The 21,733-nt window shown below is 70.6% G+C and carries 21 protein-coding genes and 1 pseudogene; 12 read left to right on the top strand and 10 right to left on the bottom strand.

All coding sequences use genetic code 11. From position 1 onward, the window contains the following. Positions 1-17: 17 nt before the first annotated feature. Positions 18-1,013 carry an NADP-dependent oxidoreductase gene (locus AQJ91_RS35585; protein WP_067029867.1) on the bottom strand — a complete coding sequence of 332 codons (996 nt, stop codon included), beginning with the start codon at positions 1,011-1,013 and terminating at the stop codon, positions 18-20. Positions 1,014-1,162: 149 nt separating this feature from the next. On the opposite strand from AQJ91_RS35585, the gene AQJ91_RS35580 reads away from it, so the two are divergent. Continuing rightward, positions 1,163-1,786 carry a TetR/AcrR family transcriptional regulator gene (locus AQJ91_RS35580; protein WP_067029865.1) on the top strand — a complete coding sequence of 208 codons (624 nt, stop codon included), beginning with the start codon at positions 1,163-1,165 and terminating at the stop codon, positions 1,784-1,786. Positions 1,787-1,835: 49 nt separating this feature from the next. Further along, positions 1,836-2,069, top strand: a complete 234-nt coding sequence (locus AQJ91_RS53975) for a hypothetical protein (RefSeq protein ID WP_067029863.1) — start codon at positions 1,836-1,838, stop codon at positions 2,067-2,069. Between the two features lie 230 nt (positions 2,070-2,299). Here AQJ91_RS53975 and AQJ91_RS35570 read toward each other — a convergent pair whose 3' ends face one another. After that, on the bottom strand, positions 2,300-2,908 hold the full coding sequence (locus AQJ91_RS35570; RefSeq protein ID WP_067029901.1) for a TetR/AcrR family transcriptional regulator: 609 nt from the start codon (positions 2,906-2,908) through the stop codon (positions 2,300-2,302). Positions 2,909-3,039: 131 nt separating this feature from the next. On the opposite strand from AQJ91_RS35570, the gene AQJ91_RS35565 reads away from it, so the two are divergent. From AQJ91_RS35565 to AQJ91_RS35545, 6 genes are all read left to right on the top strand, one after another. Continuing rightward, positions 3,040-3,879 (top strand): alpha/beta fold hydrolase, encoded by an 840-nt coding sequence (locus AQJ91_RS35565; protein ID WP_067029861.1) that lies wholly within the window; start codon positions 3,040-3,042, stop codon positions 3,877-3,879. A gap of 340 nt (positions 3,880-4,219) precedes the next feature. Beyond that, positions 4,220-5,131 carry an alpha/beta hydrolase gene (locus AQJ91_RS35560; RefSeq protein ID WP_067029859.1) on the top strand — a complete coding sequence of 304 codons (912 nt, stop codon included), beginning with the start codon at positions 4,220-4,222 and terminating at the stop codon, positions 5,129-5,131. A 185-nt stretch (positions 5,132-5,316) separates the two neighbouring features. Continuing rightward, the gene (locus AQJ91_RS35555) at positions 5,317-7,206 is read left to right on the top strand and encodes a propionyl-CoA synthetase (RefSeq protein WP_067029857.1); all 1,890 of its coding nucleotides are present in this window, start codon (positions 5,317-5,319) and stop codon (positions 7,204-7,206) included. Between the two features lie 170 nt (positions 7,207-7,376). Continuing rightward, positions 7,377-7,673, top strand: coding sequence for a hypothetical protein (locus AQJ91_RS35550; RefSeq protein ID WP_159054717.1), 297 nt, complete (start codon positions 7,377-7,379; stop codon positions 7,671-7,673). Between the two features lie 28 nt (positions 7,674-7,701). After that, the gene (locus AQJ91_RS54755) at positions 7,702-8,142 is read left to right on the top strand and encodes a hypothetical protein (RefSeq protein ID WP_199848108.1); all 441 of its coding nucleotides are present in this window, start codon (positions 7,702-7,704) and stop codon (positions 8,140-8,142) included. 25 nt (positions 8,143-8,167) lie between these two features. Continuing rightward, positions 8,168-8,455, top strand: coding sequence for a hypothetical protein (locus tag AQJ91_RS35545; RefSeq protein ID WP_234383228.1), 288 nt, complete (start codon positions 8,168-8,170; stop codon positions 8,453-8,455). Positions 8,456-8,557: 102 nt separating this feature from the next. Here the strand turns inward: AQJ91_RS35545 and AQJ91_RS58775 are convergent. Next, positions 8,558-8,819 (bottom strand): annotated as a pseudogene (locus AQJ91_RS58775) (transposase); the annotation flags it as partial. A 471-nt stretch (positions 8,820-9,290) separates the two neighbouring features. Between AQJ91_RS58775 and AQJ91_RS35540 the strand changes: the two are divergent. Further along, a complete protein-coding gene (locus AQJ91_RS35540) occupies positions 9,291-10,679 on the top strand; it encodes an MFS transporter (protein ID WP_067029853.1) in 1,389 nt (462 codons plus the stop codon). 40 nt (positions 10,680-10,719) lie between these two features. Here AQJ91_RS35540 and AQJ91_RS35535 read toward each other — a convergent pair whose 3' ends face one another. The 4 genes from AQJ91_RS35535 to lnt form a co-directional block, all read right to left on the bottom strand. After that, complete coding sequence (locus tag AQJ91_RS35535; RefSeq protein ID WP_067029851.1) at positions 10,720-12,666, bottom strand: helix-turn-helix domain-containing protein; 1,947 nt, start codon at positions 12,664-12,666, stop codon at positions 10,720-10,722. 76 nt (positions 12,667-12,742) lie between these two features. Further along, positions 12,743-13,543 (bottom strand): 3-hydroxybutyrate dehydrogenase, encoded by an 801-nt coding sequence (locus AQJ91_RS35530; RefSeq protein ID WP_067029849.1) that lies wholly within the window; start codon positions 13,541-13,543, stop codon positions 12,743-12,745. Between the two features lie 54 nt (positions 13,544-13,597). Then, a complete protein-coding gene (locus AQJ91_RS35525; RefSeq protein WP_067029847.1) occupies positions 13,598-14,077 on the bottom strand; it encodes an NUDIX hydrolase in 480 nt (159 codons plus the stop codon). A gap of 68 nt (positions 14,078-14,145) precedes the next feature. Next, entirely contained in the window at positions 14,146-15,756 is a 1,611-nt protein-coding gene (lnt, locus tag AQJ91_RS35520) for an apolipoprotein N-acyltransferase (protein WP_067029845.1), read from the bottom strand. A gap of 289 nt (positions 15,757-16,045) precedes the next feature. Here lnt and AQJ91_RS35515 point away from each other — a divergent pair, with 289 nt between their 5' ends. Next, complete coding sequence (locus AQJ91_RS35515) at positions 16,046-17,047, top strand: O-antigen ligase family protein (RefSeq protein WP_407696971.1); 1,002 nt, start codon at positions 16,046-16,048, stop codon at positions 17,045-17,047. A gap of 2 nt (positions 17,048-17,049) precedes the next feature. On the opposite strand, the gene AQJ91_RS35510 is transcribed toward AQJ91_RS35515, so the two are convergent. Then, a complete protein-coding gene (locus tag AQJ91_RS35510) occupies positions 17,050-17,592 on the bottom strand; it encodes a hypothetical protein (RefSeq protein WP_067029841.1) in 543 nt (180 codons plus the stop codon). Between the two features lie 106 nt (positions 17,593-17,698). After that, complete coding sequence (locus tag AQJ91_RS35505; RefSeq protein WP_067029839.1) at positions 17,699-18,484, bottom strand: glutamate racemase; 786 nt, start codon at positions 18,482-18,484, stop codon at positions 17,699-17,701. A gap of 57 nt (positions 18,485-18,541) precedes the next feature. Here AQJ91_RS35505 and AQJ91_RS35500 point away from each other — a divergent pair, with 57 nt between their 5' ends. After that, the gene (locus tag AQJ91_RS35500) at positions 18,542-19,717 is read left to right on the top strand and encodes a glycosyltransferase (RefSeq protein WP_199848105.1); all 1,176 of its coding nucleotides are present in this window, start codon (positions 18,542-18,544) and stop codon (positions 19,715-19,717) included. Between the two features lie 4 nt (positions 19,718-19,721). On the opposite strand, the gene AQJ91_RS35495 is transcribed toward AQJ91_RS35500, so the two are convergent. Continuing rightward, complete coding sequence (locus AQJ91_RS35495) at positions 19,722-20,984, bottom strand: TerD family protein (protein ID WP_067029835.1); 1,263 nt, start codon at positions 20,982-20,984, stop codon at positions 19,722-19,724. Positions 20,985-21,282: 298 nt separating this feature from the next. Here AQJ91_RS35495 and AQJ91_RS35490 point away from each other — a divergent pair, with 298 nt between their 5' ends. Further along, positions 21,283-21,717 carry a DUF6643 family protein gene (locus AQJ91_RS35490; RefSeq protein ID WP_067029833.1) on the top strand — a complete coding sequence of 145 codons (435 nt, stop codon included), beginning with the start codon at positions 21,283-21,285 and terminating at the stop codon, positions 21,715-21,717. Positions 21,718-21,733: the final 16 nt, after the last annotated feature.

Here is a 21,733-nt window from a genome sequence, read left to right as displayed (position 1 = left end):
GTCGCGGTTGCGGCGGGTCAGCCGTTGCCAATGACGGCCTTGCCGCGGATGCCACCCTGGGACAGGGACTGCAGCGCCTGCGGGGTCTGGTCGAAGCCGAACACCTTTCCCACAACCGGACGCACCACGCCCTGGTCGATGAGGGTGGTGATCTGGCGGAGCTGCTCGCCGCTGGCGCGCATGAGCAGGAACTCATACGTCACGCCGAGCTTCTTCGCCTGCTTGCGGATCTTGCGGCTCAGGACTGTGACCGCCAGGCGCAGCAGCGGGTTCAGGCCGGCCTCGCGCGCGAAAGCGGGCTCCGGGGGACCGGCGATCCCGATGGCTTTGCCGCCGGGCTTGAGCACCCGCAGGGACTTCTCGAGAGTCTCTCCACCGAGGCTGTCCAACACCAGGTCGTAGCCGGTCAGGAGCTGCTCGAAGTCCTGGGTGCGGTAATCGATCACCGTGTCCGCGCCGAGCGCGCGCACGAAGTGCGCGTTGGAACCGCTGGCGGTCGTGGCGACGCTCGCACCGACGTGGGCGGCGAGCTGGATCGCGATCGAACCCACCCCGCCAGCGCCGGCGTGGATGAGAACCTTTTGCCCGGACCGCACCTTCCCGCGCTCCACCAGTGCCTGCCACGCCGTGAGCGCCACCAGCGGCAGGGAGCCCGCCTCTTCCATGCTGATCGAAGCGGGCTTGAGCGCCAGGTCGCCCTCCGCGACGGCGATGCGCTCGGCGAACGTGCCGATGCGCCCCTGGTCGGGCCGGCCGTAAACCTCATCTCCGGGCTTGAAGCCGCGAACCGCCTTCCCGACGCCGATGACGGTGCCCGCGACGTCGTTGCCCAGGATCAGCGGCAACTTGTAGGGCAGGATCTGCTTGAACTCACCGGCGCGGATCTTCTCATCCAGCGGGTTCAGCCCGGCGGCCTCCACCCGCACCAGCACGTCGTGCTCTCCCACGGTGGGCTCGGGGACGTCCGCCTCTTGCAGCGGCTCCTTGTACTTGGTGACGACGAACGCCCTCATGAGGCGTCACTCCTTGCCTTAGTCCAATTTGTCCAGGTCTGAGACCGGGTCGGCCAATTCAGCGCGGCACCTGAGGTCTCGCCTCACTCAATCGATCCGAGTACACTCAACTATGAGTCCACTCAGAATTCTTGTCAAGGGAGGTCCCCATGCGAAGCGGTCACATGCCGATCGGGCGCCGCGAGCTGGCCAAACAGGCCAAGCGCGAGCGCATCATGACCGCAGCCCGCGACTTGTTCGCCGAACACGGCGTCGACGGGGTCACGACGCAGCAGATCGCCGACCGAGCCGACGTCGCGATCGGGACGCTCTACCTGTACGCATCCACGAAGGCCGAGTTGCTGATCATGGTGCAGAACGAGAAGTTCGCCGCCGCCATCGACGACGGCCTCGCCGCCGCGAACGCCGCCGCCGGACAGGGCGCGCTGGAGCCTGTCGTCGCTCTCATCCGTCCCGTGGTGGAGTACGTGAGGGAGCACATCGAGAACGGCCGCACATACCTGCACGAGCTCGTCTTCGGCGACCCGGTCGAGCCCTACCGGAATGCGGGTCTCGCCCTTGCCGGCCGCCTCGAGGACGGCGTCACCGGCCTGCTCGCCCAGGACGACCACATCGATGCCGCCGACGCGGCAACGCTGGCGCGGGTGATCACCGCGATCATCCACCTCAGCACCACCGCCACCGTGTACCTGCACCGCAGCGACGAAGCCGTCATCGCCGACATCCGCGACCAGATCCACGCCACCCTGGCGCCCCACCACCGCGCCGCATGACCACCCGCTCCACGAGCCAACCATCGAACACCCGGGAAAGGGGGACCTCATGAGCACGCATGACGAAGACGTCGCCTTCGGCGCCTGCCCCAGCGGGTACGTCGCCGCGCTCCGCGCCGCGCATCTCGGCAAGACCATCCAGCCCTGCTCCAGGGCCGCGTGCATTGCGCCGCGTTCAGCCCGATGCTCGGCCGCCATCGACACCTCCACCCGGGCCCTGAGCAGCCCGTCCGCGCACAGGACCGCGTCGATGAGCTTGAAGAGCGCGTCCGCGCGGGCGTAGTGGGAGTCGTAGCACTCGAGCCGAAAGCGGGACAGCAACCCCAACGCCTCGCCTCTGGATACCTCGACGGGGACGCTCGTGGAAGAGGCCGTTCCCTCGCACTTCGTTACTCGACGTCTCGAAGCGTGAAGAACGGCCGCGTCCCCCGCCGCATCAACGGCTCGGAACCGCAGCCGCTTTGCGTCAGGACCGGACCATCGGGTGATGGGGCTCGCGTCGGTCGGCTGCGATCAGACTCCCGGGCCCCGTGCCTCCGACTGGTCGCTGTAGCCGTGTGTCAATGACGCGAGAATTCCCTTGCGGCAGACATCGAGGATTTCGTCCGCCAGCAGAGAACCGTCCGGGCATGCCCGCGACAACATGACCGCGCCGACCGAATGGGCGAGCATGTCGATCAGCATGGCGCGGGCTGCACCCCGGTCGGCATCCCCTGGCCTATCGCTTTGAGCCTGGAGGACCGTCAGCAGGTTCTCGATCCCTGCCGCGAACTCTGTTTTGATGCCCACCGACTGACGAGCGGCGTCGCCGCTGAGGGCCGCGACGGTGCAGCCGTCACCGCGCCCGTCGCGATGCTCCCGCGAGACGTAGCGCTCGACGAACTCGGCGGGGTCCAGGCCTTCCGTCCGTGCCGCGGTCTGCGAGAGCCCGCTTGCGGAAGCTTCGGCCATCAGGTCGGCCTTGGAGCGGAAGTGCTTGTAGAACCCGCCATGGGTGAACCCGGCGGCTGCCATCAGTTCCGCCACACCGACACCGTCGTAGCCGCGCTCGCGGAACAGCCTGGCGGCTGTCGCGACGATATGGGCACGATTGCGCTCCGCCTGCGCCTTGGTGACTCTCACGATCAGCCACCCCTTCCTCGGTTGACGCTCGACTGTCAAAGCGTACATAGATGTCGATCGACATCAAAGGGTTGACTTTTTAAATTACGATCGTCATCGTATTGCTCGCGCCCTCCAGAAAGGCTCAGACCATGAGTTACACGCATGTGACCGCCCCGACTCAGTACATCGAGGTCGACGGCGACCGATTCGCCTACCGCCGCTGGGGCAAGCCCTCCGGCGTCCCGATCTTCCTGGTCCAGCATTTCCGCGGAGGCATGGACAACTGGGACCCGGTGCTCACCGACGGCCTGGCCGAAAGCCGTGAGGTCATCCTGTTCAACGGGCGCGGCATCGCCTCGTCATCCGGCACGCCACGCAACCGGATGGAGGATATGGCCGACGACATCGCCGCCGTCATCCGGGCGCTGGGGCTGGAGCAGGTCGATCTGCTCGGCTTCTCGATCGGCGGTTACCAGGCTCAGGAAGTCACGCTGCGCCACCCCCAGTTGGTGCGCAAGCTCCTCCTGCTCGGCACCGGCCTCCGAGGCGGGGACCCGACGAGTGACCCCCAGGTGCCTGACTACGCACTGAACCCGGTCCCCACCCTGGAGGACTTCCTCTTCCTGTTCTTCGGCCGCTCGGAAGCCGCGGTCGAGGCGGGCCGGGCCTTCTGGGAGCGGCGTCATCAGCGGGCCGACCAGGACACGCCAGCCTCGCCCGCGGTCACGCAGGCGCAGTTCGAAGCGGTTGTCGCCTACGCGGAACCGCTGCCGGGCGAGAATCCCTATGCCCACCTGAACGCGATCACCCAGCCGACGCTGGTCCTCAACGGCGAGAACGACGTGATGATCGCCTCGATCAATTCCTGGCACCTCGCCCAGAACATCCCCAACGCTCAACTGCTGATCTACCCCGATGCCGGGCATGGTGCGCAGTTCCAGTACCCCGAGCGGTTCCTGAAGCACGCCCTTCAGTTCCTCGACGAGTAGCACTCGTACAGTCGCCGATGCCTGGTTCGCGATGGCGGCACGGAAGACAGTCCGGCAGCCGGATCGTCGCCGGTCTCGCCGCTTTGACCAGCTGCTCGATTCCGGCAGGCGTGCGGGCGCCGTCGGCCGGGGCGAACCCGCGCGGTGCGGGCACGACGCACTGTCCACCGGGCCGTCGCGCCCGCCCCCACCACCACTCGACTGCACAGAAGCCGAGCTCGGACCCGACCACATCTAAGTTTACTTTCACATACTCAGCCGATAGCGTCAGGACCACCCCATCGCCCCGGCTTCCGCGGGGGAACCCTCACACCGCACCCGTCCGAGAAGGAGCACCACCATGGCAGTCAGCCAGCAAGCACACGAGTTCGCGGAGTTCCTCGCGAGCGTGAGCGCGAAGTCGTCTACACCCGGCCTCGACCTGGCCATCATCCGCGACATCGTCGACTCCAACCACAAGGCGTCCACCGAACCCGAAGGCGTCACCTACGCCGAGGTCGACGCAGGCGGCGTACCCGCCCTCTGGGCCATCCCCGAAGGAGCCGACCCCAGCAAGGCACTGCTCCACTTCCACTTCGGCGGCTCGGTCACCGCCTCCATGCACTCCGACCGCAAGGCCGCCGGCCACATCGCCAAGGCAGCCGGCGCCCGCTCCCTCGTCGTCGACTTCCGCCTGGCGCCCGAACATCCCCACCCCGCGCAGCTCGACGATGCCGAGACGGCCTACCGCTGGCTGCTCTCGCAGGGCTACGAGCCGCGGAACATCGGCAGCACCGGCCACTCGATCGGCGGGACGCTCGCGGTGATGCTCCCGCTGCGCCTGCTCGCGAAGGGCGAGGTGACGCCGGGCGCGATCGTCAGCGTCTCACCGTGGACGGACCTCACCATCCAGAACGCGTCGGTGGACGAGAACGAAGACAACGACAAGATGCTCAGCAGGAACACCCTCGAGCTCTTCCGAGGAGCCTGGCTGCAGGATCCCGGAGTGGACTTCGCCGACCCGCAGATCAGTCTCGTGAACGCCGACCTGACGGGCCTGCCTCCCACGACCGTCCACTACGGCGAGTACGAGACCCTCGCCGACGACGGCGACCAGTTCGGCCGCCGCCTCGCGGACTTCAAGGTCACCTCCGAGGTCCACCCGCTGCCCGAAGGTCAGCACTCGTTCGTCCTGGGCGCCGGGCGCGTACCCGAGGTGGACCAGGCGATCCAGCAGATGGGTCAGTGGCTCCGTAAGCACCTCGGCGCGTGAGCAGAAGCCGCACCTGACGGCAGGCCCGCTGACGGCCAGGCCGTAGCACCACCGCCATGCCGGTGACCGGTCCGCCGGTCTCCGGCATTCTGCTCGACCGTACCGGCCGGCATGCGGTACTCGTGTCCGACACCGTTCCGCACGCAGCCCCACCACCGTCCCTCGAAGCCACAAAGGAGTGCGCGATGGGAACGTACGAGGATGCCTTCCGCACCAGCACCGAAGACCCGGAGAGCTTCTGGCTGAAGGCGGCCGAGGGCATCGACTGGGATGTCACTCCGCGACGCGCCCTGGATTCCTCGGGCGCACCGTTCTACCGCTGGTTTCCCAACGGTCGGCTCAACGTCTGCTTCAACGCGCTCGACCGGCACATCGAAGCCGGCCGCGGCGAACAGCCCGCGCTCGTCTACGACTCACCCGTGACCGACACCCGCCGCACCTACACCTACGAACAGCTGAAGAACGAGGTGGCGTCCTTCGCCGGAGCGCTCGCGCAGCTCGGTGTGGGGCATGGCGACCGCGTGGTGATCTACATGCCGATGGTCCCCGAAGCCGTGGTCGCGATGCTGGCCTGTGCACGCATCGGCGCGGTCCACTCGGTCGTCTTCGGCGGCTTCGCACCGCGCGAACTCGCCCTCCGCATCGACGACGCGGCCCCCAAGGTGGCCGTCTCCGCGTCCTGCGGCATCGAGGGCAAACGCGTCATCGCATACAAGCCCCTGCTCGACCGGGCCATTGAACTCGCGGTCCACAAGCCGGAGAAGTGTGTGATCCTGCAACGCCCCCAGGAACACGCCGAGTTGGGGCCCGACGATCTCGACTGGGGCGATCTGGTCGCCGCCGCGCCGCCGGCCGACTGCGTTCCCGTCCCCGCCACCGATCCCCTGTACATCCTCTACACGTCCGGAACGACCGGAAAACCCAAGGGAGTCGTCCGCGACAGCGGCGGCTACGCGGTCGCCCTGCACTGGTCGATGGGGGCCGTCTACGACGTGGGACCGGGCGAGACGATGTTCACCGGCTCCGACGTCGGCTGGGTCGTCGGGCACTCCTACATCGTCTACGCGCCCCTGCTGGCCGGCGCGACGACGGTCCTGTACGAGGGCAAGCCGGTCGGCACCCCGGACGCGGGCCAGTTCTGGCGCGTCGCCGCCGACTACCGCGTCAAGACCATGTTCACCGCCCCCACCGCCTTCCGGGCGATCAGGAAGGAGGACCCGAAAGGGGTGCTCACCGCCGGCTACGACCTCTCCCACCTGCGCTACCTCTTCCTGGCCGGTGAGCGCCTCGACCCCGAGACCTATCACTGGGCGAGCGCCCTGCTGGGCGTCCCGGTGATCGACCACTGGTGGCAGACCGAGACCGGCTGGCCCATCGTCGCCAACCCCGTGGGCATCGAACCCGCCCCCCTCAAGCCCGGCTCCCCCACCCGCCCGCTGCCGGGCTGGGACGTCCGCGTCCTCGACGCCTCGAGCGATCCGGTGCCCACGGGCGTCGACGGCGCGATCGTCGTGAGGCTTCCTCTGCCGCCCGGCGCGCTCCCCACGCTCTGGAAGGACGACGACCGCTACGTCGCCTCCTACCTCTCCGCCTACGCCGGGTACTACCTCACCGGCGACAGCGGCCACATCGACGACGACGGCTATGTCTTCGTGATGGGCCGCACCGACGACGTCATCAACGTCGCCGGCCACCGACTGTCCACCGGCAGCATGGAAGAGGCCCTGGCCGCCCACCCCGACGTCGCCGAATGCGCCGTCATCGGCGTCGCCGACGACCTCAAGGGACAGATCCCGCGCGGCTTCGTCGTCCTCAAAGCCGGCAGCAACCGCGAACCGAGCGAGGTCGAGGCCGAACTCGTCCAACTCGTACGTGAGCGCATCGGCGCCGTCGCCTCCCTCAAGGACGTCACGGTCGTGGCCGCCCTGCCCAAGACCCGCTCGGGCAAAATCCTGCGCAAGACCATGCGCGGCATCGCCGACGGCCACGACGAACCCATCCCCTCCACAGTGGACGACCCCGGCGTCATCGAGACCCTGCGCCCCGTCCTCCGCCGCCCCGGTCACACCCTCTGAACGGCTGACAGCGCCCCGGCCGACGGTGGGCGAGCGCGTCCACCGGACTCCGCGCGGCACGGCCCGTCGGCCAGGGCGGGGGTACCTTGTGATTAGGGGAACCGACGCCCATGTCTTCCTCAGCGATCTCGCTCGGGGGCCTCGCACCCCGAGCGGACCAATTGGGCGACGTGGTGCTGCAACACCTGCTCAGTGAGCTTCCCGAGGTGTGGAAGTACGAGGACATCGCCGCCGTGGCGCCAGTGGCGTTGTCCGAACACATCGCCGCCATTCTGGACTTCCTCGAGCGTGGCCTTGACATGACCAAGGTCAGGACGCCACCCGCCGCCATCGAATTTTCGCCTGCCGACTCGCTGAGCACGGGGCGCCCATCAGCGAGCTCCTTCGCGGCTATCGGCTCGTCCACGCAGGTCTGCTTGATCAGCTCAACAAGGAAGCAGCCTGTGTCGCCGGGTCCCAGGAGCTGATCAACGCGACGACTCTCACCTGAGCGCGATGGCCTTCGAGTACGCCGATCGTACGGCGGAACAGGCTGTCGCGGCCTACCAGAGGGAACGCGATCGCTGGCCGCAGCGGCGACTGATCGTGATCAACGAGGCCGGGACCCGGATCGGGACCGCACTGGACACCACCCGTACCGCGCAGGAACTGGCGGCTGTCGGTGCCGACCACCTCGCCGACCTCGTCATCGTCGACCTTCTTTCCTCCACCCTCCAAGAGGAGGGGACGAACCCGGAGACCGGTCCCGAGACGCTCCGCCGCATTGCCCAGGCCGTCTCAGACGACTGCACGGACCTGGCGGCCGTCACAGGGCAGACGCACACCTACCCGGAAGACTCGGAGCCGGCTCGGGTACTGGGCACCGGACGACCTGTCCGGATCGGCATCACCGCTAACGAGTTGGAATGCCGGCGCTGGCGGTGCCGACGCCGGTGAGGTAGACGCCGCCTTCTACGACGACATGGTCGGTTACGAACCGACCGCACAGATCTACCGAACCAACTCCGCCGCCGCGGCGCGCCGGGTCCACGAACTGATCGAGGAAGGCGTACAGACCGGCGTTTTCCGCGCGCTCAACGGCCATTTCGCCGCCCACGTCGTAGCGGTCACCATCGACGCGGTCCAGTCGGGAATCCTTCTGGAGGGGACCGGGCTGACCGCCGGCGACGCGTTCTCCGAGCTCGGGGACCTTTTGCTGGACGGGCTCAGTTCGGGGCAGGGTGCGGCACCCTGGAATGGTGCCGGCTGAACCGGATGACGCTGCAGACCCCGCTGCACAATCATGCCTATGCAGGCATCTACGCCTACGGCGTCGCCCCCGTGTGGTCGGGACTCAGTGGTCGGGCCGCCACTCGCTGAGGGTGGAGGCAGCCAGGTTGGCCAGACTCGGCTTGATGCGCGCCCACAGGCCCTCCACCGGGTTGGCTTGGGGGCGCATACCCGGGCAGCATGATCACCGTCAGCCAGTCCCGCTCGGCCATGAATGCCTTCATCGTCGTAGAGGTGGGTGCTCAGCCGGTCCCACACCACGATCAGCGGTGCTTTGAGCAGTTGGAGGGCGCCGTCGAGAAGGCGGTGTAGTCACTCTCGCCGAGCGAGCGCCGCTCGCCCTTGGGCGATAGCACAACCTGCTGGGACGATCGCACACCACAGCAATCCCAGACCCGCGCTCACCCACCCATAGACCGAGTCTCATCGACCGGCTTGGCCTTCTTTCGAGTCGCTTGCCCTCAGCGCAGCTCTGGGCCCGATCCGCCCCTGATGCCCGAGTTCTACGGAGCGTAGTCAGCACCAAGTCAGCACGGGAGAGACGAACATGGGTGATGACGTGCGAATTTAGTCAGCACCAAACCAGCACGGGAGTCAGCACGCCACCGTCAAATCACCCCCAACTACGCTTCCCGGACCGCACCAAGTTCGCCCTTCTCCAAGCCTCTCAACCGCCGCTCCGCGAGCGGTCATGGTGGTCCGATGCATAGCCGCGCCCTGAACTATGTTGCCCCACCACATGTGCCCCTGACCTGCACGTTCCTACGGTGTTCCGACACGTACCCGTCCCCACCGCACACGAGGAAGTGGCGCACATGGCCTCCGCAACCACCGCTCCCCCACCCCCGGGCAACCTCAAGCGCATCGTCGCCGCGTCCCTCATCGGCACCACCATCGAGTGGTACGACTTCTTCCTGTACGGCTCCGCCGCCGCTCTCGTCTTCAACAAGCTGTTCTTCCCGGACTCCGACCCGCTCGTCGGTACCCTGCTGTCGTTCCTGACCTACGCCGTCGGATTCGCCGCCCGTCCGCTGGGTGCCCTCGTCTTCGGGCACTACGGTGACCGGCTCGGCCGCAAGAAGCTGCTGGTGCTGAGCCTGCTGCTGATGGGCGGGGCGACCTTCGCCATCGGGCTGCTGCCCACGCACGCGACCATCGGGTCCGCCGCTCCCGTGCTGCTGACCGTGCTGCGTCTGGTGCAGGGCTTCGCGCTCGGCGGGGAGTGGGGCGGGGCCGTGCTGCTGGTGTCCGAGCACGGGGACGCCCGGCGGCGCGGCTTCTGGGCCTCGTGGCCGCAGACCGGTGCGCCCGCGGGGCAGTTGCTGGCGACCGGGGTGCTGTCCCTGCTGACCGCCGTACTGTCGGACGCCGCCTTCGGGGCGTGGGGCTGGCGGATTCCGTTCCTGCTCTCCGGCGTGCTGGTGATCGTCGGTTTGTGGATTCGTCTGTCTGTCGACGAATCGCCTGTATTCCAGCAGGCGTTGGCACGGGCCGAGGCCCGCAAGGCGGCACAGACGGACGAAGCCGAACGGCTGCCACTGGTCTCGGTGCTGCGGCACCACTGGCGAGACGTCCTGGTGGCGATGGGCGCGCGCATGGCGGAGAACATCAGCTACTACGTCATCACCGCGTTCATCCTCGTCTACGCCACCACCTCGGCCGGCGTCTCCAAGCAGACGGCGCTCAACGCGGTGCTGATCGCGTCGGCCGTGCACTTCGCGGTCATCCCGCTCTGGGGCGCGCTGTCGGACCGTGTCGGCCGCCGTCCCGTCTACCTGCTGGGCGCGGTCGGTGTCGGCGCGTGGATGTTCCCGTTCTTCTCCCTCATCGACACGGGCGGCTTCGGCAGCCTGCTCCTCGCCGTGACCGTGGGCCTGGTGCTGCACGGGGGGATGTACGCACCGCAGGCCGCCTTCTTCTCCGAGATGTTCGCGACCCGGATGCGCTACTCGGGCGCCTCCATAGGCGCCCAGTTCGCCTCGGTCGCGGCAGGCGCGCCCGCACCGCTGATCGCCACCGCGCTGCTGTCCGACTACGGCAGTTCCACCCCGATCGCCCTGTACGTCATCGCCGCGGCCGTCCTGACGGTGATCGCCGTGGGAGTGGCCAAGGAGACCCGGCACCGGGACCTGGCCGACATCGGCCCCTCCGACGCCGACGGTGCTCCCGCGACGGCCCGCGCGGCGGACGCGCACACCGTCTGATCGAACTCGAACCGGCCCCGTGCGACCGTGCGTACGGGGGTCACCGCTGTGCCGGTGCCGGTGCCGCCAACCGGTGCAGCCTGAGGGCCAGTTGGATCTCCAGGGCGCGGGCAGGGCTCTGCCAGTCGTCGCCGAGGAGGCGGCCGACCCGTTCCAGGCGCTGGGCGACCGTGTTCACGTGCACGAGCAGCTCGTCCTTGGTGCGCGCAGGGCTCATCCCGCAGGCGAAGTAGGCGTCGAGGGTGCGCAGCAGGTCGGTGCCCCGCCGTTCGTCGTATGCGACGACCTGGCCGATCGTACGGTCGACGAAGCCCGCGATGTCCCGGTCTCCGGCGAGCAGCAGCCCCAGGAACCCGAAGTCCTCGGCGGCGGCGCCGTCCCCGGAGCGGCCGAGCAGCCGCAGCGCGTCGAGACAGCGGCGGCCCTCCGCGTAGGCGGCGGCCACGGTGTCCGGGTGGGCGGCGAGGCCCTCGACCGGGGCGGAGGCGCCGACGGTGACCTCCTCGTGCACGGCGGTGCCGAGCTGGCGGGCAGTGCGGCGGGCCAGGGCGGTGGCGGTGTCGCCCGGTTCCAGGGGCAGCAGCAGGACGGTGCCGCCGTCGCGGGCGGCGGCCAGGCCGTGCCGGGTCGCGGCGAGGTGGGACGCAGCAGACCGCAGGCGGCGGCGGGCGGCCGCTTCCTGGTCGGCGTCGGCCGCGGCGGCGTCGAGCCGGGCGGCGAGCACCACGTGGGTGGCGTCGAGGTCGGCGTACAGTCTCGACGCGCGGTCGCGCAGCAGGCGCGGGTCGCGGTCGCGGGCGTCGAGCAGGTCGTCGAGCAGCTCGCCGCGGACGCGCTGTTCGGCCTCGGCAGCGGAGCGCCGGGCGAGCAGCAGCAGCGAGGTGACCATCGCAGCCCGCTCCAGGGTGCGCTGGTCGACGGGGTCGAGGCCGGGGTGGCCGTGCAGCACCAGCGCGCCGAGGAGTTCCCCGCCGGCGGCCACTGCGGCGATCCACTCGTCGTCGTGCCACACCGCGTGCCCGTCGGCGCGGGAGGCCTCCAGGGCCTTCGCCGGCACTGCGGCGGCCTCCGTGAACTCGACCATGCCGTCGAGGACTTCGGCGACGGCGGCGGCCACGTCGTGCACCCCGCCGCCGCGCAGCACCAGCTCCGCGAGCCGGTCGTGGATGTCGGAGGCGCGCTCGATGACGCCGCTGCGGTCCCGGATGATCTCGTTGGCGCGTTCCAGGCCGGCTAGGGCGGAGCGGGTCTCGGTGAGGAGGTGGGCGGTATCGATGGCGGCCGCGGCGAGGGCCGCGAATGAGCCGAGCAGCGCGATCTGTTCCCGCTCGAAGACCCGGGCGCGCCGGTCCGCCGCGAAGAGGACGCCGATCACATGGTGTCCCAGCATCAGGGGCACCCCGAGGATGGCGACCAGTCCCTCGTCGCGCACACCGGCGTCGATGGTCGAGGTGTGCTGGAAGCGCTCGTCCTGGAAGTAGTCATCGGTGACGTACGGCCGGGCGGTCTGCGCGACGAGCCCGCCGAGCCCCTCCCCCATGCCGAGCCGCAGCTGCTGGAAGCGGGCCGCGACCGAGCCCTCGGTCACCCGCATGTAGGTGTCGCCCCGGACGGGGTCGTTCAGGCTGAGGTACGCCACGTCGGTGCCGAGCAGCGACCGGGCGCGCTGCACGATCGCCTGCAGCACGGCGTCCAGGTCGCGCAGTCCGGCCAGGTCGTGTGCCGTCTCGAACAGAGCGGACAGTTCGGCCTCGCGCCTGCGGCGCCCCTCCATCTCGGAGCGGACCCGCAGTGCGAGCAGCCTGGCGTGTTCGAGCGCGGCGACGTGCTCGGCCGCTCTGCCCTCGGCGCGGGCGAGCAGGACGGGCCGCTCGTAGGCGTCGGCGGAGGCGCGCCTGGCCAGCAGCTCGAGGAACGGCGTCTCGGCGTCGCCGGCCGGCGCTCCGGCGCCGGAGCGTTCTGCGGACTGCGTGTGATCGCGGGACATGCTCACAGGATTCCTCATCGCCCGGCCGCCCCGTCAGCCCTGTGGATAACTCGGATGTCGACGGTGGCTGGACTGCTCAGTGCGCGGTCCAGCCACCGTCGAGGACGAGCGACGTACCGGTCACGAAGGAGGCATGCGGGCCGCACAGGTACGCCACGGCCTCGGCGACCTCCTCCGGTTCGATGAGCCGCTTGACGGCGCTGTCCTGCAGCAGCACCTCGGCCAGGACGCGTTCCTCGGGGATGCCGTGTGCCCGGGCCTGGTCCGTGAGCTGTTTCTCGACCAGTGGGGTGCGCACATAGGCAGGGTTCACACAGTTGGAGGTAACGCCATGGGGTGCGCCCTCCAGGGCGGCGGTCTTGGAGAGTCCCTCCAGGCCGTGTTTGGCGGCCACGTAGGCCGACTTGAAGGCCGAGGCCCGCAGGCCGTGCACGGAGGACACGTTGACGATGCGGCCCCAGCCCTGTCCGTACATGTGGGGCAGCGCGCCGCGGATGAGCCGGAACGGCGCCTCCAGCATCACGGTGAGCACCGTGTGGAAGACGTCGGGCGGGAACTCCTCGATGGGCCGGACCAGTTGCAGCCCGGCGTTGTTGACGAGGACATCGGTCCCGGCGGCGGCCAGTTCGGCGGCGTCCAGGTCGGTGAGGTCGAGGACGTGCGGCTCGACGGAGCCGACCAGGCCCCGGGCCTCCTCAGCGAGCGCCTCCAGGCCCGCGGCGTCCCGGTCGACCGCTCTCACCTTGGCCCCGGCGTCCGCGAGCCGCAGCGCACAGGCGCGGCCGATGCCGCCGCCGGCGCCGGTGACGAGAGCGGTACGGCCGCCGAGGTCGAGCGAGGGGGCGTGGGGGGCCGGAAGGGCGCTGGGCGGGGTCATGGCCCGACCCTAGACAGCGCCCCTGTCTCACCCCATATGGTCAGCACCCATACTTCAGCTGAGGCTCGTGGTGTCGAACCATGTGGGTGCCTGGGACATGGCCTGCTTGATCCGATGGTGACCGAACTCGCTCAGCTCGGGCAGCGCGTCCACCGCGAACCAGCCCACGTCCAGCGACTCGTCGTCATTGACCCGCGCCTCGCCGTCGAGGGCCCGGCAGCGGAACGAGATGTCCATGTACTGGCACATGTCGCCGTTGTCGTAGGTGACCGGCTGCAGCGCCTGGACGACGATCACCCGCTCGACGACGCATCGCACTCCCGTCTCCTCCTCGACCTCCCGCACGGCGCAGGTCGCCGGCTGCTCCCCCGGCTCCGGGATGCCGCCGATCAGCGACCACTTGCGGGTGTCGGAGCGCTGGTTCAGCAGCACCCGGCCCTCGTCGTCGAAGACGACGGCGCTGACGCCGGGGAGCCACAGCAGCTGGTTTCCGGCGGAGGCCCGGAGGGTGCGAATGAAGTCGGGAGTAGCCATGGCTCCGACCCTAACGGGCAGGTCCGGGCGCCCCCGGCGAATTCCGGGGGCGTGGGGCGGGCGTACGGCTACACGTCACCGGCGCGTCGCCCGCGCACCCCGGCGCCGATCGCCCAGCCGAGTCCGCCGGCTGCGACCAGCACCAGGGCGATCTCCGGGAGGATACCCAGCCGGGTCGCGGGCGTCTCGGAGGAGCGCAGCGGCACCTTCTGGACCAGCGAGTCGGCGACGAACATGCCGGTCTTCTGGGTGATCGTCCCGTCCGGCATGATGATCGCGCTGACGCCGCTGGTCACCGGCACGGTGACGGTCCGGCTGTGCTCGACGGCGCGGACGCGGGACATGGCGAGCTGCTGGTAGGTCATCTCGCTGCGGTCGAAGGTCGCGTTGTTGCTCGGGACGGAGATCATCTGGGCGCCGTCGGTGACGGTGTCGCGGACGGCCCAGTCGAAGGCGGCCTCGTAGCAGGTCGCGAGGCCGACCTTGGTGCCGTCGATGGTGAACACGCCCGGCTTGTCGCCCCGGCTGAAGTCCTGGCGGACCATGGACGTCCAGTCGCTGTTGATCGCCCCGATGAGCGAACGCAGCGGGAGGTACTCGCCGAAGGGCTGGATCTGGCGCTTGTCGTAGGTCTGCAGGGGGCCCTTGACCGGGTCCCAGAGGATCTGCTCGTTGAGGAGCTTGCCGTCCCGCCCGACGACGCCGCCGACCGAGATGGACGCGCCGATCGCCTTGGCGGCCCCGTCGATGACGGCGCGCGCGTCGGGGTTGGCGAAGGGGTCGATGTCGGAGGAGTTCTCCGGCCACAGCACGAAGTCGGGTTGGGCGACCTTGCCCGCCTTCACCTGGGCGGCCAGTCGCTCGGTCTCCCGGGTGTGGTAGTCGAGGACGGCCCGCCGCTGGGCGTTGAAGTCCAGCCCGGCGCGGGGCACGTTGCCCTGGATGGCGGCGATGGTCACGGTGCCGTTCTCGGCCTTGTCGCTGACCAGCGACCGGGCGGCCACGGCGCCCACCACCGGGACGGCCACGCTCAGCAGGGCGACGGCCGCGGCGGACCGCTGTACGGCGCGGGTGCGGCGCCCCTCCACGACCAGGCGTGCGGCCTCGTAGAGCCCGAAGCCGCACAGGACGACCGCGAAGCCGAGGACCGGGGTGCCGCCCAGCGCGGCGAGGGGGAGGAAGACGCCGTCGGCCTGGCCGAACGCGATCTTGCCCCAGGGGAAGCCGCTGAAGGGCGCACGCGCGCGTGCGGCCTCTCCGGCGATCCACAGTGCGGCCGCCCACACCGGCCGGCCGGGCAGTTTCGACACCGCGGCGATGCCCGCGCCGACCAGCGCGACGAAGACCGCCTCGATCACGACCAGCGCGATCCAGGGCCCGGGGCCGACCTCCACGCCGGTCCACACCAGCAGCGGCAGCAGGAAACCGAGGCCGAAGAGGTAGCCGAGCCCCAGGCCCGCCTTCCAGCTGCGGCCGCGCAGCACCCAGCCGAAGGCGGCGAAGGCCGGGAGGGCGAGCCACCACAGGGTGCGCGGCGGGAAGCTGACGTAGAGCAGCACTCCGGAGAGCGCTGCGGTGAGAGCCGGGACCATGCGCACGAGCCGCGCCGCGCGCGAGGCGGACGCTGTCTGCTGCTGCGACTGGGCCGACTCGTCCACAGAAGTTGCGGTGACGGTCACTCCGGGAGTGTACGGCGAGTGGTACGGGGACCGACAGCGCGGTCCGCGTCGGCAGCGACGGCCGTTCGGCGCCCGCATGTGCCGCATCGTTCCTGCGCAACACGTCCACAAACCGTCCATCAGCCGTTACGGTGTGCCGGAGCCCGAGTCGTACGGGGAGTGCGACGGGCCACGTCACAGGTCGGGGGACCGGGTTCGGGGGGACGGGGTGGGTGCCACGGGGATCACGTCTGCGGCCGGTCCGGACGAGGACGGCGAGAGACGAATCGTTTCTGACACAACGGGCGTGGTGGTGCTCGGGGCCTGTGCCGCCTGGTCCCTGATCACGGCGGCCGCGCACGACGGCCGTCCCGAGGGCGTGCTGCTGGCCATCCTGGCCGTGGCCGCCGGATATGCCGCCGGGCGGATCGGCGGGGCGCTCCTGCCGGTCGCCGCGCCCTGTGCCGGAGCACTGGCCGGAGTGGCCCTGACGGTGGCCGTCCCGCATCTCTCCCCCGGACCCGAGATCGTCGTTCCGCTGGGCCACGCCGGTGCCACCGCCGCCGTGCTGACCCTGTCCGTGGGCGCCGCGTGCTGTGCCGCCTGGGCGACGTCGGCGCCCGTGCCGCGGCTGGCCCTGCGGCTGCTGGCCGCCGGGATCATGGTGACCGCGGCTGTGGTCGGCTCGACCATCGGCTTCGTCGCCTGCTCCGCGGTCCTGCTGTGCTCGCTCGCCGCCGGCCGTGTGCGCCGCCGCGGCCCGGGCATCGTCGGACTCGCCCTGACCGCCACCCTGGTCACCGGCCTGACCTGGGCGGTCGCCGGAAACGCGGTCCCGGAGCGGCTCGCCGAGTCCCTGGAGGGCCGGCTGACCCGGCAGCGCGTCGAGCTGTGGCACGACGCGCTGTACCTGACGCGCCAGGACCCCGCCCTGGGCGTGGGCCCGGGACGCTTCGGAGAGCTCAGCGACACCTCGGTACAGACCCTGCTGTCCGACGGCAAACCGCACTCGGCGCTGCTGCAGCAGGCGTCGGAACAGGGAGTTGTCGGCGTGCTGCTCCTTGCGGCGGCCTTCTGTTGGGTGCTCTACGCGCTGTGGCGTACCGCGCGTCCCACGCCGATCGCGCTCACGGCGGGTGCGGCCCTGACGGTGCTGGCGGCGATCGCCGCGGTCGGCAACGCGCTCAGCTTCACCATGGTGTCGGTGGGCGCCGGACTGCTGGCGGGCCTGGCCACGGCACGCCCCCTGGCCGACGAGCCGGCGGGGTCAGAATGGGACGTACACGCGCGTGGCGACCGTCCGGCCCCGTGACCTCAGTGCGCCGGGCCGGGCGTCCTGGTGCGCAGCCGCTCCCGGATGACCCGTACGGCCGCCTCCGCGTCGTCCACGGTGATCGTGAACGTATGGCCGTCCCACAACCTGAGCACCACGCCCTCGCCGCGCCGTACGACGACCGCGGTGCCCTTCTCGGGCCGCCAGCGGTAGCCCCAGCCGCCCCAGTGGCGCGGGGTGACGTTCGCGTCGAAGTCGACGCCCGCGACCTGCGACAGGGGGATGCGGCGGCGAGGCACGCCCATATGGCCGCAGCGCACTTCGAGGGAGTCCTTGTCGACCCGCAGGGCGACGTGCACGAACGCCAGGGTGCCGAAGAGGACCAGCAGCCCGGCCGCGATGCAGCCGACGACGGCCATGACGAGCGGCGCGACCCCGGACGTCCACGCCGAACCCACGGCCAGCTCGATGCCGAGCGCCATACAGGCGCCTCCGGCGAGCGCCAGCAGCCACTGGATCCGGTTGGTCGCGCGACCGGTCCAGACGTCGGGGTGCGGCGTCTCGCCGTGGGGGTGGTCCCTCATGCCTTTGAGGTTACTCAGGTTTCGCTGCGCCGGTAGCGCGTCGCGGAGGGGGACTGCGCCGACCGGGCCCGCCGCGGACCCGGGGCGTCCCTTTGGTGGCCGCCGGTCACCGCACGGTGCTGACCGCCCGGAGGAGCCGGCCTTCCGCGTAGGCGAGGGCGGGCTCGGGCAGGGTGCCCTCGCGTCCGCTCAGCAGCACCACCAGGGTGCTGGCGGCCGCGGCCTCGGGGGCGGGCTGTTCGCCGATCCGGCGCAGCGCCTGGGCGGCGACGGCACCCGCCGAGCCGTGCAGGACGAGCGGCGGGGAGCCGGGGCGCTGCACGGCGGTACGGATGCGCTCGGCGACGAGCTCGTAGTGGGTGCAGCCGAGGACGACGGTCGTCACGTCGTCGGGGGTCAGCGCGGCGGCCGCGGCGACGGCGGCGTCGATCGCGCTCTCGTCGGCGTGCTCCACGGCCTCGGCGAGCCCGAAGCAGGGCACCTCGGTGACGGGCACGCCGTCGGCAAACTCCGCGATGAGGCTGCGCTGGTACGGGCTGCCGGTGGTGGCGGGGGTGGCCCAGATCGCGAAGGGGCCACCGCTGGCAGCGGCCGGCTTGACGGCCGGGACCGTGCCGATGACCGGCAGGTCGGGCTCGAGGCGGGCGCGCAGAGTGGGCAGGGCGTGCACGGTGGCCGTGTTGCAGGCGATGATCAGGGCGTCGGGCCGGTGCGCGGCGGCGGCCTCGGCGACGGCCAGAGCGCGCTCGGTGAGGTCCTCGGGGGTCCTGGGGCCCCAGGGCATGCCGTCGGGGTCGAAGGAGAGCACGATATCTGCGTCGGGCCGCAGGCGCCGTACCGCTGCGGTGGCCGCCAGCAAGCCGATTCCGGAGTCCATCAGCGCGATCTTCACCCGGCCACGATAGACGATGAGCCCTTGCGGGCCGGTCCGGTGGGGCAGACTGCGCGCGTGAGCGCCATCGTGTGGACCGCCGTCGGATCTCTCGCCGCCTGGCTGTGGCTGCTGCTCTGCCAGGGCTTCTTCTGGCGTACGGACGTCAGACTGCCACCCCGGACGGAACCGGACGGCTGGCCCCCGGTCTGTGTCGTCGTACCGGCCCGCGACGAGGCCGGGGTACTGCCCGCGAGCCTGCCGTCGCTGCTGGCCCAGGACTATCCGGGGCGGGCGGAGGTCTTCCTCGTCGACGACGGCAGCTCGGACGGCACCGGGGAGCTGGCACGCGAACTGGGGCGACGGCACGGCGGGCTGCCGCTCACCGTGGACTCCCCCGGCGAGCCGCCCGCGGGCTGGACCGGCAAGCTCTGGGCGGTACGTCACGGCATCGGCCTGGCACGCGCGCGTGGCCCCGAGTACCTGCTGCTGACGGACGCCGACATCGCGCACGGCCCGGACAGCCTGCGGACGTTGGTCGCGGCGGCGCGCACCGAGGGCTTCGACGCGGTCTCGCAGATGGCCCGGCTGCGGGTGGAGAGCCTATGGGAGCGGCTGGTCGTGCCCGCCTTCGTCTATTTCTTCGCGCAGCTGTATCCGTTCCGCCGGATCGGCAGGAAGGGCGGCCGTACGGCGGCCGCGGCAGGCGGCTGTGTGCTGCTGCGCGCCGACGCCGCCGAGCGGGCCCGCATCCCGGATGCCATCCGGCACGCCGTGATCGACGACGTGGCGCTCGCGCGGGCCGTCAAGTCCGGTGGCGGCCACATCTGGCTGGGGCTGGCCGAGCGGGTGGACAGCGTGCGCCCGTATCCGCGGCTGCACGACCTGTGGCGGATGGTCTCGCGCTGCGCGTACGCGCAGCTGCGGCACAACCCGCTGCTGCTGGCCGGTACGGTCACGGGGCTGACGCTGGTGTACCTGGTGCCGCCCGTGGCACTGGTCGTGGGCCTGGCGACGGGTGGTACGGCGGCTTGGGGCGTCGGCGGTCTCGCGTGGCTGGTGATGACGGGGACGTACATCCCGATGCTCCGCTACTACCGGCAGCCGCTGTGGCTCGCTCCCCTGCTGCCGTTCACGGCGTTCCTCTATCTCCTCATGACGGTCGACTCCGCGGTGCAGCACTACGGGGGGCGCGGCGCGGCCTGGAAGGGCCGCACCTACGCGCGCCGCAACGCCGTTCCGGACGAGACCTGAGGGGTCATTTCCGGCCGGGCGTCCAGTTCATGCCCCACCCGTAGGCGTAGTCGACGGTCCGCTGCGGGCTCACCCCGCGCTCGGGCACCAGGTAGCGGGCCTCGCGCTGGACGACCAGGTCGCTGCCGGTGTTGGTGATCAGGGCGAGGGCGCACACCGTGGAGGGGACCGTGCACTCGTCGAGCGAGAAGTCGATCGCGGCGCCGTGCTGCGGGGTCAGGGTGACCGTGGCGTGCAGGTCGGCGAAGGAGCGGGCGCCTTCGTAGATGGTCACGAAGACGAGGACACGCCGGAAGGCCTGCTTGTGGTCGAGGTTCACGGTGAGGTTCTCACCACTCGACCGGGCACCGGTGCGGTCGTCGGCGTCGAGGTGGATGTACGGCGGCCGGCTCAGCGAACCGAAGGCGTTGCCCAGGGCCTGGATGACGCCCTTGCTGCCGTCGGTGAGTTCGTACAGGGCGCACAGGTCGAGGTCGAGATCGGCGTGCATGGCGGCCACGCGGCCCAGCTTGCTCGCCCAGCCCGAGAACTGCTTGTGCACCTCCCAGTTGAGGTTCACGCGCAGCGCGCCGGAGGTGCCGCCCTGTTTGGTCAGTGACACCGAGGGGGCGGCCTTCGTCAGCGTCACCTTGGTGAGGCGGACCGGCGCGGTGGGGGGTGCCGCGGGCGGGGGCGGGGGCGCGGCGACAGGGGTCGCGACCGGCGGGGGCATGGTCACCGGAGAGGCGGCCGGCGGGGCCGTGGGCTGGGGCTCGTCCACCGTGATGCCGTAGTCGGTGGCGAGGCCCCCGAGTCCGCTGCTGTAGCCCTGGCCGACGGCGCGGAATTTCCAGGCTCCCTGGCGGCGGTAGAACTCGCCGAGCACGAAAGCGGTTTCGACGGTGGCGCCCGCGCTGTCGAAGCGGGCGATCACCGTGCCCTGTGCGGCGTCCTTGACCTCGATGCAGAGGTCCGGGACCTGGCCGAACGCGCCGCCGTCCGCGGAGGCGGCGAGGATCACGGTCTCGAACGCGGGCTCCACACGCGCGAGGTCGACGAGAAGGCTGTCGGTCACCCGGCCGCCGGCGTCCCGCTTGCCCTCGTGCCGGACCGCGCCGGAGGAGTGCACTGCCTGGTTGTAGAAGACGAAGTCGCCGTCGGAACGGACCTTGCCGCCGGCCAGGAGCAGCGCCGAGGCGTCCACGTCGGGCACGCCCGGTCCGGACCGCCAGCCCAATTCGACCCGCAGTGCCGTCGCAGGCACCGGAACATTCGATCCTTTCGACATTGACATGTCCGCCCCCATCACCTGTCGTCGCGCCAGGCCGAGCCCCGGCAGCCCATTGGGTTCTCCACCCGTCCAACCTATTCCCCGGGGCCGTGAACTCCCATGAGGAGCACCGGAAGGTCACTGTCCAACCCCCGGTAACCCGCCCGGAACTCGGCCTTTACCTGATCCGAACGCGGCACGGCGTCCCTTTTTGCCGAGTTCGCTCGCATTGGGGATCCCACGTCACTGCCGACACGGAAAACAACCCTCTTATCGGTCTCCCCAACCAGCACATCGTGGGCTTAACTTATGTGCCATGACCTCCCCCCGCTCCACTTATGGCGGCGGCTACTACTCCGCCTCCTTCCCGGACACTCCGATCTACGACTCGCTCGTGGCCGAGCGGGGCACCCCGCAGATCGCCCCGATCCGGGTCCCCGCCGCCTACGACACGGGCAGCAGCCACCTGCCCGCGCTCCCGTCGGCCCTGCCCGCCCTACCGGCGGGCCCCTCCCAGCCCTCCTACGGTTACCCGCAGGCGCAGCAGCCCTCTCCGCTGCAGCAGGCGCCCGGGGCGTACATCCCGCAGCAGGCCGGCGTGCCCCGCGGCTACCCGGGCCCGCAGGCCCAGCAACCGCGTCCGGCGGCGCCCGGCGGTACGGGCTACGAGGCGATGCGCCCCGCGGCTCCCCGCCCCGCCGCGGCGCCGTACCAGGACCCGTACAACAACCAGCAGTACCGCGGCTACTGATCCACTCCCCACGTTG

It is taken from the genome of Streptomyces dysideae (assembly GCF_001514305.1).
Taxonomy (GTDB): Bacteria; Actinomycetota; Actinomycetes; order Streptomycetales; family Streptomycetaceae; genus Streptomyces; species Streptomyces dysideae.
The sequence above is the reverse complement of the archived record's forward strand: the minus strand, read 5'-3'. Positions and strand labels throughout refer to the sequence as shown.